Source organism: Fodinibius sp. GM21 (assembly GCF_058386955.1).
In genome coordinates this window covers 365,934-378,839 of the sequence record NZ_JBYEIQ010000002.1, presented here as the reverse complement: position 1 = coordinate 378,839, position 12,906 = coordinate 365,934, and the positions used below count along the sequence as shown (strand labels likewise).

Below are 12,906 nucleotides of genomic sequence, written 5' to 3'. Positions count from 1 at the left end.
AAACAAGAATAAGAGAGAGGGGAGACTCCAGTATCTCGTGCTGAACGCTGTGTGCTTGTTCATCTTCTTAGTTTATAACGAACCTCTGTATCGCAGAAGGTATTTTGTAGACAAAAATATGCATTGTCCTTTTTTTCTTGATGCATCCCGATGTGTGGGGACCAGCATAGCAGAAATATCCCTTTCGAATAGATTATCTCTATCTCCTGACGATGCTCCGCGTCGTCAGGAAAGGTCTTGGTTGCAACGCCGGAGCATTGCAACCAGAAAGGAAAGCTATTTGCCTGACGAATAATCAAGTCAATCCTCCTGTCCTCCTTCGCCAAGGAGGAACTCTTACTTTGAGCTATACAACCTTTAAATCCCTCTTGGAGAAGAGGAATTTAGGGAGATTGATTTCCCCTAATTGCCTTGATACGCTCCAGCACCGGCGGATGAGAATAGTTCAAGAATACATAAAAGGGATGGGGCGTCAGGTTTGAAAGATTGTCCTTGGAAAGCTTTTTCAATGCCGCAATCATGGGCTCTTTTTGATAGGTTGTTGAGGCAAACTCATCGGCCTCGAACTCATATTTTCGGGAAAGAATCTGCATAAACACCGATACAATCATATCGATGGGCGCGTAAAGCATCCCAAAGAAAATAAGACCCGCATAGACCGACATTTGCTCCATGTAAAAAGCATCAAACAACCCTTCCGAATTCAGAAAGATTGAAAGCAGGAAAAACATAATTCCCGTCTGGGCAATGCTAATGGCCATATTTTTAATGATGTGCTTCTTTTTGTAATGACCAATCTCATGAGCCAGTACCGCTACCAACTCATCTTCCTCGTGATTATCAATCAGCGTGTCGTAAAGTGCAATACGTTTATTTTTGCCAAATCCCGTAAAAAAGGCATTTGATTTACTGGATCGCTTGGACCCGTCCATCACATATACGCCCTCCATGGCAAAATTCACTTTATCAGCATAATCCCGGATTTTCTGGCGAAGGTCACTATCCTCATCCAGCGGCTCAAAATCGTTGAAAATGGGCATAATCCACGTGGGGGCGATAAACTGAATAAAAAGCGTAAACACCGTTACCGCGCCCCAGGCATATAGCCAAGCGTATTGATCGATAAAGGTAAAGAAAGCCAAAATACCAGCCAGCAACGGGCCGCCGAGCAGGATGCTCAATCCCAATCCCTTAACCAGATCAAGCACAAAGGTTTTGGGGGTAGTTTTGTTGAAGCCGTACTTCTCTTCGATTACGAAGGTAGAATAGATGCTGAAAGGCAGCGACAGCAATTGTTTAGCAAGAATCAACATCCCAATATAAACGAGACCCGTCCAAATAACCCCCAGCTCCCAGCTACGTACGATCTCATCCAGCCATTGAAATCCGCCGGCAAACCAAAAGGCCAGCAACAATGCCAGGTTAAATACCGAGGTCAAAATCCCAAACTTCGTCCGCTCTTTAGTATAACGTTGAGATTTTTCATAGGTCTCCTCATCGTAAACATCCTGAAACTCTTCGGGCAATCCCTCATCAAGTGACTTCAAATTCAGGTAATCGCTAACCAAGTTGAGAATAAAATCGATGGCCAGCGTTGCTAAAATTATTACTGCAAAAATATTCATCTAACTATTAAAGGATCTGATTGTTGGGATGTCAAATTCTGATACGATATATGCTATGCAATTCCTGCTTCATCTTCTGAAATAACGGTCGTGCCCCAGCCATCATAGCTACCATTTTTTGCTCTTGCCAAACGGTTAAAAAAGTTTTTGAGTTCCAAAAGTCGACCCTTGGTAGGTTTGATCTCCTTTTTTGCCAAACACAACCAATTATCCGACGATTCGGAATAATGCACCGACGTATCAAACTGCAAATTCATGAGACAGGACTTCGTTACATAAGCATCCCACTCGGTAGGGAAGTACAAAAAGAACTCCATGGACTGCTCTACGTCCGGATCACCCTCCGGCGTTTCAATATTGTTGACTGCCATCTGTTCTACTGTTTTTCGTGCCATCCTTAGTGAAACATTTTTTTAGCTCTAATTTTTCTTAATTCCATCACCAAAGGTACGGAAAGTGAACGATATCATTAAATGCAGACTTCTTTTTTTGCATTAACCCAAGAATGGGCTATACCCAGGTATCAAATATGAGTGCCCTCTTATTGGGTTGATGCCTCAGAGTTTTCTCTCTATGAATGCTTACGAAGCTATTAAGATCATAGCAGCAGAGAGTTTAGCAGATACAACAGGAAACTCATTTAACCTTCAATCGACAAAGACAAAACAGATAGCAACGCCCATTACAAAAACTAATTGAGCAGATTATAAAATAAGGCCAAGCGGCGACCTCCCTTTAGAGCTGTATGTAATATCGGAGGGAATTTAAAATACAGAAGGTTACCCATCATTCATTGTGCATCTACCCAAATATCCCAGCCATATGTAATGGAAGCCTCGCTATCGTGCAACTCAATTGGTTTCAAGCAGCTTATCTACATCTTTTTTACTCCCAACAAGTAGAAAACGATCACCTTCCTTAATGGTAGTCTCTCCGGTTAATATCCCAATGGGTTGATATTGTTTTTCAGGTCCAATTTCATCACCCAATTCAACCAAACGTTTTATCGTAATCAAATTGAGCTCATAACGTTTTCGTATTTCAAGCTCTTCCAACGTATAACCTATCATGGCATCAGGCGCCTCGACCTCAAACATGGCCAACCCTTCTCCAATATCAAATACGTCCGACATCCCCCGACGAACCAATGAAACGCCCATACGCTCTGCAACTTGCCGCTCGGGATGGATCACATCGGTAATACCAATTTGTTCCAATATCTGTTCTTGAATACGGCTTCCGGCACGACCATATACTTCCTTTACCCCTGAATTTAACAAGTGCATGGCAATCAGTGCTACCGGTTCAAAAGCTTCCCCAATCGAAATAACCGCTACATCAACATTCGTAATGCCATGGCTTTCTAAAAGTTCAGGATCAGTAGCATCAAAACAAATAGCCTCAGATACATATTCTTTAACCTGGTTTATATGCTCCATGTCATTATCTATGGCAATGACATAGGCCCCTTCTTCAGAAAGTTTTTTTGCCAATGCGCTACCAAAAGCACCAATACCAATAACTGCAAAATGCTGGTCACTTCTTCGTTTCATAATGAGAAATATTAATCATTTGTATTATGATACCATTATATCTTCTTCGGGATATTTGTACTTATCAGTATCTATCTTACTTGCAAAAGCGGCCATAAATGTGAGGATACCCACGCGGCCCAAGAACATTGAAACCACAATAATAAACTTTCCCCACGAGGTTAGATCCCCTGTAATACCCCGAGACAATCCAACCGTTGCAAAGGCTGAAACTTCTTCAAAAAATATATCCATTAAAGAATGGTCTTCAACTAATGATAATAAAATTGTACTAACGCTAATACAAGAAGCCGCCAATAAAATGACGGTCATCGCTCTAAAAATAACTCGAGTGGGTACCGTTCGCTTAAAAAGCTCCATTTTATTAGCTCCTCGGATGGTCATCGTAACTGACCTCATAACGACCGCAAAAGTGGTGGTTTTTATACCTCCTGCCGTCGAAGCGGGAGACCCGCCAATAAACATCAGCATAATCATAACTAATGTTGCCGATACTCCAATAGCTCCGGTATCAATTGTATTAAAGCCAGCCGTTCGCGTAGTAATACTCTGAAACAGAGAAGCCATAATCTTATTCCCCCAGGAAAATTCGGCCAGCGTTTGGTTCCATTCCATAACTAAAATAAGGACCGTACCGGCTATTATAAGCACTGCCGTTGATGTCAAAACTGTTTGTGTATGGATTGAAAGTCGACGACGCCATCGGGATCGGTCGGTCCGAGTGCGGATCATCTCCCATATGACGGTAAATCCCAGCCCTCCTAAGACAATAAGTATCATTGTAGTGATATTAATTCCCAGGTTGGTGGCATTTCCCGGATCAGCCAAGCTGTTGGTAAACAGCGAAAAGCCGGCGTTACAAAAGGCAGATATTGCATGAAAAACCGAAAACAGTATTCGCTGTCCCTGATTGGGAAAGGAGACCTCCCAGCTTAGGTAATACGATACGGCCCCAACTGCTTCAACAAAAAATGTAAACCCTACAACCCGTTTAAGTGTGGCAGTAACCAGGCTGGAATTACTCTCTGCAACAACGTCCTTTAAGGTATTCATCTGGCCAACTCCCAAGCCTCCACTGATGAACAAAAACAAAAAGGTGGCAAAGGTAACTATACCTATTCCCCCAAGTTGGATTAAAGTAAGAATAACCAGTTCTCCAAACAGGGTAAAATGGGTGGCAGTATCAACAACAATAAGTCCTGTCACACATACGGCACTGGTAGATGTAAACAGCGCATCTATAAATTCGAGTCCAAGCCCATCCTGGGTGGCACCCGGCAGCATCAATAAAAATGTACCCACAGCAATTAGCGAAAGAAAACTATAAACCAAGAACCGGGCTGTATTCTTTTGCTTGTCAAGCAGCTCTGGCAGATATTGCAAAAATTTGATAATGACAAACAGCAGCAGATACCCTTTCAAAAAGTTTAGAAACGCTATACTGGGATCATCAATACCTAAAAAATAATCGTCAAGCAGACTAATAAACGAGAGACCAAAATCAGTTAATATCACTACAGCAAACACCGACAGTAGTGCTTCAAACCAACGCTTTTTAAGAAAAGCAATACGATCACCGGTTAACACAAGCCGAATGATAAAATTAGCTACAAAGCCAATCAGTATCCAAGTTTCTATCTGCTCATTCAGTTGGATTAGTTCTGGGGTTAAATCAAACGCGATAGGAATTAAGATACTCGCGACAACCAGTAAGCTAAGAAGGAACGTAAATGCCCGAAAATAGGGAAGGGCGACCTTGTCTATTTCATAAAGGTCATCCTGAACGAAATGAAATTCAAGGCTGGCCTTTTTCTTAAATTCTCGCCATCGACGGAGCAGGTCAACCCACTTTTGCTTCCAGTGATATGGTATTTTCATACCTCGGAAACTATAAAATTTTAGGGTTTCCCTCTACTTTAATTACTCTACCCTAACACATACATCTTATTCCAAATAATTACTTGATTCCATGAGTCCAATGCAAAATGTTTTTGATGGTTCTTTAACGGTAGTGACTTGTGTTTTTATATCAGAGGCGGGGGAAGAAGTTTTTGGGCCTACAGCTTAGCCGCATGTAACCCTCTGCCCAGTTTTTGTACCTGATAGTCGATATGGTTCAGTTTTTCTTATACTGTTTTACCTGCTTCCCAAACTCAAGAGATTCTTTACGGAAAAACTGTCCTCTTACTGGTTTTTAAAATGAACAGACCATGCCAAATTCATAGTCCCATTCCTAGAAATCAGAAAAATGGGAGCTATGTAATTCTGAAGACGATTTGCAGAAATTACACCAATCAGGAAATCACAAGATTTCCTATTTTGGAGAACCTTAAATTCTCAAAATGGAGAACTTAAGCAATTAACAACATCTGTGAATTCCTTAGCTATCTTTTCTCATAACCTCATCAACCGTATCATTCTGGTTTTCAATACCGGCATTAGACACCCAAGTGAAAGAATATAAGAAAACGAAAAACAGCCCCCCTCCAATCCACGTAAGCGTGTCTCCGCCCCCAATTACCATCAGGATACATGAGACCAGTCCCAGAATTATGGTACCCAGCAAAAGCGGTTGATTCACGGAGCTGGACAAATCCAATTCATCCCAGTGTTCTTCCGGCAAAAATATGTTGTGCTCTTCCAGGTCTTCGTATGACATCGGTTATTCTCCTTTTTTATGATTGCCATTCTTGCCATTTGGACTCCCCATCTCCTCCAGTTCTCTGAAAAACTGAAAGAAATCCTGCATCTCAAACTTGTAACCTGGCTGTTTGGGCCGAACAAAAACAACTGGACAGCGAGCCTGATCGGCTAATCGAGTAGGTGTTTGGCCAAATACTTTTCGGCGGAAAAGCTCATCTTGGCTGGTGCCAATGACAATACGGTCATAATCGCCCGATCGCTCAATAATAGCTTTCTCATGATCTTTGTTAGCAACAAAAATAAATGTAAACCTTGATTTATCAGCTATAAGAGCCTCCTGACCTCCTTCCTTTTCTTGCACAAATTCAAATACTTTTCCTTTAAACTCCTCTTTTTCATCTTGCGACATTGCTTCTGGCGTTACGTGGAGTACATCAATTTTAGCTTGGGAATTGTCCTCTACTAATAGTGATGCAACAGCCATTCCCAGTGGTGCCGTTTGAGGATTTGCGATCGGCACAAGTATTCGTTGCAGCTCTTTGCCGGCATTACGCTGCATGACAATAGCATGCGTATTCGACTCTTTCAGCACGCGGTCAATATTGGATCCGATCACCGTTTCCTCTTTGTGGACCGTCCCTTTCCAGCCCATAATCAGGTACTCGGTATTCTTATCCTGCGCAGTGTGGATAATAGCATCTGCTGGTTTATGCCCCACCCTCATTTGAGTACTTACCGGTACGTCATACTGTTCAGCATACTCACGAGCCTTATCCAAGATAGGTCGCGCTTTCTCTACAAAATCCGTAGCAGCCCTCGGCGGGAGTTGAGACGGAACTGTAACAACATGTAACAATACCAACTGACTATCCGAGTGGCGGGCAATCCGGGCCCCAAGGTCAATATGCTGTTGTGCTGTTTCAGGATCTGCTACAGGAATAAGCACAGCATTGGGCTTAACCTCCAACGGTTTTTCCTCAGCCAGTACGGGAGTAGCTTCTTTCTCTCGCTCACGATCCATAGCATAAAACCGGTAGAGCCCAAATCCAACGGCCAGCCAGGCAATAACATACAACCAGGCAACCGGGTAGTGATCGAACATAAACAGCGCCAGTGCCAATTTGGTAACAATACCGATAATCGGAACGACCGGGTAGAACGGCATGAGGTAACCATAGGCCAACTTGTCACCGTATTTTTTGCGAATGGTAATGACGGCAATATTCACCTGTAGAAACAATAGGAGAAACATAATATCCGCTGCGGCAGCAACAGTGGTAATAGGTACAAAAGCCACCATAAAAATGATGAGCAGAGCCGTAAAGAAAAGGGCGAGGTAGGGCGTGCGTTTATCCGGATGAATTTCAGCAAATACATCCGGCAGGTTTTTATCGCGTCCCATGGCAAAGGAGACCCGGGTAGAAGAAAAGGTGGTAGCATTCAAGGCTGACATGGTAGATAACACACCGCCTACCAAAATAAGTACGGCCCCATAGGGGACAAATTGGGCGGCCGCACGGGCCAGCCCAAGTTCTCCTACATGACGAAGAATTTTCCAGTTTGCTACTTCGGCCGTAAGCTGAGCCGGAACATCCGCCCCAATGGCATGCAGTGCATCAATCAACAGCTCCGACTGCGACGCTCCCACTAATACAAATGCCACCAGCATGTAGATAGGCACGACGATAGCCAGTGACCAAAAAACAGCTTTGGGGATATTTTTGCGCGGCTCTTTTACTTCTTCGCCGGCCTGAACAATAATTTCATAGCCTTCAAAAGCAATAAAAGTGAGTCCCATAGCTGATAGAATTCCCAACCACCCGGTTTCATCAGGTATAAAGGGCTGAAGTTGGGACGTGGCCATACCCCCACCTTCCCCAAAGGTGAACCACCAATCCGGGAAAAACATAAATTTCAATCCAAAAAAACAGAATATCCCTATAACAATCACCTTCAAGATGGTAACGATATTGCCGGCCTTCCCGGTTTCGCTGGCCCCCCGAAAGTTGATATAGGCAAAAGTTGTAGCGATAAAAACTCCAAAAATCTTTTTGCCCAGGGTCAAATCGATACCATATTGCAGCAGGGGAACTTCCAGCATCCGCAGCAACTCATAGACAAAAGCCCCGAAACCGAGTGCATACAGGGCGCCCGCCACGGCATGGGCAAACCAACTCATCCACCCAGCAAGAAAGGCATTAGATCCCGGAAGTCCTTCCTTGATCCACAGGTAACCGCCTCCTGCCTCGGGGATAGCCGATCCCAGCTCGGCATAGACCATGGCCGTAAAAATGGTAACGATTCCATTAAGGGCGAAACTAAGAATTAAGGCAGGTCCCGCTACGCCTGCGGCTTCTCCGGTCAATACGAAAATACCAGCCCCAATCATGGCCCCGACGCCGATCATCGTGATATCGAAAAGGCTTAAATCACGACTTAGTCCAACTTTTGTTTTACCGGACTCTTCCGACGTATTTTTACTCATACGTAATGCGTAGTCAGTTTAGCATTTTAAAAACAATGGCAATATAGAGTTCTAAATTGGGAAAAGCATGTCAAATTGAGACGGTATGCCTAAAACGCATCTCTCGTCATTTAGGGCAAACTTTTTTTACTATAATAGATACGTGAATTTGACCGGTGTTTCATTATGGAGGGCCTGTTTTATCAGAATGGGAGAATCTAAGATCAGAATTACGAATAGTATGTGATAGTAGTCGGGCCTATAAATCATACTCATCAATCTTGCGATACAGGGTACTGGTGCCAATTCCCAGCAGTTCCGCGGCTTTTGTTTTATTGCCATCTGCCTGTTCCAGCATCCTCTGTATATGAATACGCTCCATCTCTTTCAGCGAATGGGGATTGCCTGAAGTTGGAGTTGCATCGCTGTGAAATTCATGGGGCAACAGATCTGGTGTAATCGTATCTCCCTCAGCCAAAATAGCTGATCGTTCTATGATATTTTTTAGCTCTCGAATATTTCCCTGCCAAGTGTAAGACAGCAACAGATTCATGGCCTCATCATCAATCCGCTGGACGCGCTCATTCAGACGTTTCAGGAAAAAATTGGCCAACAGCGGAATATCTCTTTTCCGATCGCGGAGGGGTGGAATTTTAATTTCGAAACCGGCCAGACGATAGTAGAGATCATCCCTGAACATCTCTTCCTCGGTTTTCTTCTTTAAATCTTTATTAGTAGCCGCAATAACGCGGATATCCACTTCTCGCTCCTGGGTTTCGCCCAGCTTTGTGTACTTCTTATTCTCAAGAAACCGCAGCAGTTTGGCCTGCAGACCGATATCCATTTCCCCGATTTCATCCAAAAAGAGTGTGCCGCCATCGGCCTCCTCAATTAATCCTTTTTTGGATTCGGTCGCTCCCGTAAAGGCTCCCTTTTTAAAGCCAAACATCTCGGACTCCAGCATGTCTTTGGGAAAGGCGCTGCAGTTCAAGGCCACAAACGGACCTCCTTTTCGGGGACTGGACTGGTGGATGGCCTGGGCAAAAAGCTCTTTCCCCGTTCCCGTTTCGCCCTGCAGCAGGACGCTCATGTCAGATGTGGCCACCTTTTTTGCCATGCGTACCGCCTCCTGAATGGCTTCGGATTCCCCAATAATGTTTGTAAATCCGTATTTTTCATCCACGCGCTGCTCGAGATGCTGAAGCTTTTGCTGCATGTGCGCTTTTTCGGCGGCTCGTTCTACTACCACATGGATATGCTCGTCATCATCGCCCTTGGTAATGTAATCGAAGGCGCCCTGCTTCATGGCGTTTACGCCGTCCTGAATATTGCCGAAAGCGGTAATGAGAATAACTTCTATCAGCGGATGTTCTCTTTTGATACGCTCCAGCAGATCCATGCCGTTGCCGTCGGGCAGCTTCACATCGGTGACCACCACGCTGATGGTTTCATTCTTCAATATGTTGAGTCCATCCCGAACGTTCTTTGCCTGGAATACCTCAAAGCCTTCCAGACCTATAATCCGCGACAACAGTTCTCGGAATCGCTCTTCATCGTCGATGACCAGTACATGCTCAGACTTCATAATTTTCTATTTGATCCAAATTTCTGTTTTTGGGCAGCGTAAAATAAAAGGTACTTCCCTTACCAAGCTCGCTCTCAACACCGATTTCTCCGCCCTGGGCGTTGATAAATTCCTTGGCAATGGCCAGGCCCAGGCCGGTTCCACCACGGTCATTTTTATCTCCATAGACTTGGAAATACTTTTGAAAAATTTTGTCGAGATATTCTTCGGGGATGCCTTTTCCATTATCCATGACTGAAAATCGCACGGTGCGCGGTTCGTCTTCGGCTTTTAACTTGATTTTTCCATTGGACGGAGTGTATCGTACCGCATTGGAGATTAGGTTGACCAGCACCCATACCGTTTTTTGCAGATCAGCTTTAACAGCCGGCAACTCTTCATCACATTCGATTTCAATATCAATTTCCTTTTGGTCAGCCTGCATAACCATCGTTTCGAACGCATAATCAAGTAGATCTGAAGGGCGGGCCGGCTGACTGTTAAGCTGAATATTCCCGGTCTCAATTTTGGACAGATCCAGCAGTTCGGCCGTCGTGCGTTTCATCCGGTCAGTGTCGTTACGGATGCTGTCAATCAGTTCGGTTTGCTCTTTGTTCAACGGCCCGACGCGTTCATCCTCCAGCAGTCGCAGGCTCATGTTTATGGAGGCGATGGGAGTTTTCAGCTCATGAGAAACAACCGATACGAAATTTGTTTTAGCCTCATTTATTTCATGAAAATGCGTGACATTTTTCAAGGTAATGATCGTCCCGATCTGCTTGCCGCTATTCGGTGCATCGCCATCCAAGCGCACAGGCTGGATCTCTTTCGAATAATAAATATGGCGATCGTCAGAAGCGATTTTTATAAGATTGTCATCTTCTTTTGGCCTGGCGTCATCTTTGTTCATGAGATCCTGGATAAGCTTCCGCATCAAATCATTCGTTGACGCAACGTCAGGAGCATATTGACCAACCAGCTTATCGCGATCCAGTCCCATAAGCTCTTCTGCCTTTGAATTTACAAAGAGGATGTTTTTTTGATGATCCAGACCCACAACTGCCTCATTCATCTGGTTAATAATCGCTTCGATACGCTGCTTTTCATTTTTCAATTTAGCTAAATTGCTGGAGTCGTATTCCTGCAACCGAACAGCCATTGTGTTAAAGGCCTCAGCAAGCTCTTCGTATTCATCTCCTGTTTCAAACTCCAGACGTTGGTCATAATTCTGATCCGCAATATTCTTTATACGCTCTATAAGCTCTCGGATCGGATTAACAATATAATTGGGATATTTAAAAAGCAGCGCCAGTGCTAATATCGTACTTATTGCACCAATAATCGTCATATACAAAATAACTTGTGACGCGGTTTCTTGAGCCCGATCCTTTTTTCGATCAATGGCATCGAGATTCATATAGGTGATCTGAGAAATCAGGTCTTGAATCTCTGCATATTTGTTCGTCATCGTCTGATAAGAGATCATGTCCCGTGATTCTTGAGAACGAAACCGGTCAAACTGTTCCAGGTATTGCATAAGAGCCTCCCGTAGCGCCCTGCTTATTTCAGGTTCACCAGTTTCCGTAAAATTATTCTCTTGTTTTGACATCTCCTGTTTTAGGATTCGTTGTAACGAATCAACATTCGTCGATGCAGGACGGCCTTTATCAGAAAGCATGCTCACTTCTTGCTTGTGGAGCTTACTCATAGCATGCTCCATATTTTGCATATAGGTAATTGTACGACTATTGTTCTGAATTATGTCAACAGTATTTTCTGCGAGTGTATTGACGGAGACCAAGCTACTGCCCCAAAGTAAGACCAGCAGAAATGCCAGAAACCCAAGTCCTGTGTACAGTTTAGTTTTAATGTTCATTCCCATTGTGTGATACCACGATTAGATCAATGTTTAAGTTTTCTACCAGGTGAAGCACTTTTTCGGTAAGTGTTCGAAATCCCAATTTATTCCATATCGTCCGCTTGGGAGCCCCCATCATAATCCACCGAACATCATGCTCCTTCGCATATTCAACGATATTTTCCGCAATCTTATCAGCCTCTTTTTTTTCCACATCAGCACCCAGCTCTGTGGCCAGCTTAAAATTATTGATGAGATGACGTTGATCAGCCAGGTCAACGCGATCGCTTCTTTCTTCCCTTGACTGCACATATAACACCGTCCAATCTGCCCGCATTGAAGAGGCCATGCGCGCCGCGCGACGTATAAGATGTTTGCCACCCTCTGGATTTGTACTGATACAAACCATGATACGATTGCCGATAATAGTATCTTTTTTATAAAGCTCGGCATCAATTTTTCTTCCCAACTGCCCGGCCGCCTCCCGCAGGGCCAGCTCCCTCAGTTGCAGTAGATTCTCTTTTTTAAAAAAGTTTTCCAGTGCCGTACTAATTTTAGACGGGTCATAAATCTTGCCATCTTCAAGCCGTTGCAAAAGTTCGTCGACCGTCAGATCTACATTGACAAGCTCATCGGCCATCTGCAGCACGGTATCCGGTACTCTTTCTTTGACATTTACATCTGTAATTTGCTCTACATCGTTATTTAACGATTCCAGATGCTGGATATTTACCGTGCTAATTACATTGATGCCGGCATTGAGCAGTTCCACCACATCCTGCCAGCGCTTGTCATTTTTCGAACCCTGGATGTTGGTATGCGCCAGTTCATCAACCAGAATCACCTCCGGTTTGTTTTGTTTGATGGCCTCTACATCCATTTCTTTAAGCTCTTTTCCTTTATAAAACACCTCCTTCATGGGGATTCGCGGGATCCCCTCCGTCAGTTCCGCCGTTTCTTTGCGCCCATGGGTTTCAATGATACCTATTTTTACATCGACATCCTTTTTCAGCAGCTCGTGGGCCTCTTCCAGCATGCGGTAGGTTTTGCCCACTCCGGCGGCCATGCCGATGTACAGCTTGAACTTCCCACGTCTCGATTTTCTGATGAGACCCAGAAAGCGATTAACCGCTTCTTCTTTACGTTCTGATTCCGTTTTGTTCATTACTTTTTAAGTTTGCAGATATCGTGCCAAAATA

General features: G+C 44.1%; 9 protein-coding genes. All 9 read right to left on the bottom strand.

The window, feature by feature from the left end:
- Nucleotides 1-383: 383 nt before the first annotated feature.
- The 9 genes from ACT3IB_RS05560 to ACT3IB_RS05520 all read right to left on the bottom strand — a co-directional run bounded on the left by ACT3IB_RS05560 (nucleotide 384) and on the right by ACT3IB_RS05520 (nucleotide 12,872).
- Nucleotides 384-1,625 (bottom strand): M48 family metallopeptidase, encoded by a 1,242-nt coding sequence (locus tag ACT3IB_RS05560; protein WP_491538016.1) that lies wholly within the window; start codon nucleotides 1,623-1,625, stop codon nucleotides 384-386.
- Between the two features lie 53 nt (nucleotides 1,626-1,678).
- A complete protein-coding gene (locus ACT3IB_RS05555) occupies nucleotides 1,679-2,020 on the bottom strand; it encodes a ribonuclease E inhibitor RraB (protein ID WP_491538015.1) in 342 nt (113 codons plus the stop codon).
- Between the two features lie 456 nt (nucleotides 2,021-2,476).
- Nucleotides 2,477-3,178 carry a potassium channel family protein gene (locus tag ACT3IB_RS05550; protein ID WP_491538014.1) on the bottom strand — a complete coding sequence of 234 codons (702 nt, stop codon included), beginning with the start codon at nucleotides 3,176-3,178 and terminating at the stop codon, nucleotides 2,477-2,479.
- 24 nt (nucleotides 3,179-3,202) lie between these two features.
- Nucleotides 3,203-5,056, bottom strand: a complete 1,854-nt coding sequence (locus ACT3IB_RS05545) for a TrkH family potassium uptake protein (RefSeq protein ID WP_491538013.1) — start codon at nucleotides 5,054-5,056, stop codon at nucleotides 3,203-3,205.
- Between the two features lie 502 nt (nucleotides 5,057-5,558).
- Nucleotides 5,559-5,837, bottom strand: coding sequence for a hypothetical protein (locus ACT3IB_RS05540; RefSeq protein ID WP_491538012.1), 279 nt, complete (start codon nucleotides 5,835-5,837; stop codon nucleotides 5,559-5,561).
- 3 nt (nucleotides 5,838-5,840) lie between these two features.
- On the bottom strand, nucleotides 5,841-8,306 hold the full coding sequence (locus ACT3IB_RS05535) for an amino acid permease (RefSeq protein WP_491538011.1): 2,466 nt from the start codon (nucleotides 8,304-8,306) through the stop codon (nucleotides 5,841-5,843).
- Between the two features lie 238 nt (nucleotides 8,307-8,544).
- Nucleotides 8,545-9,870 (bottom strand): sigma-54-dependent transcriptional regulator, encoded by a 1,326-nt coding sequence (locus tag ACT3IB_RS05530; RefSeq protein ID WP_491538010.1) that lies wholly within the window; start codon nucleotides 9,868-9,870, stop codon nucleotides 8,545-8,547.
- Nucleotides 9,860-11,725, bottom strand: a complete 1,866-nt coding sequence (locus ACT3IB_RS05525; protein ID WP_491538009.1) for a HAMP domain-containing sensor histidine kinase — start codon at nucleotides 11,723-11,725, stop codon at nucleotides 9,860-9,862. Before ACT3IB_RS05525 ends, ACT3IB_RS05530 begins: the two co-directional genes overlap by 11 nt.
- A complete protein-coding gene (locus ACT3IB_RS05520; RefSeq protein WP_491538008.1) occupies nucleotides 11,715-12,872 on the bottom strand; it encodes a sensor protein KdpD in 1,158 nt (385 codons plus the stop codon). The genes ACT3IB_RS05525 and ACT3IB_RS05520 overlap by 11 nt, the downstream gene beginning before the upstream one ends.
- Between the last annotated feature and the right edge of the window lie 34 nt (nucleotides 12,873-12,906).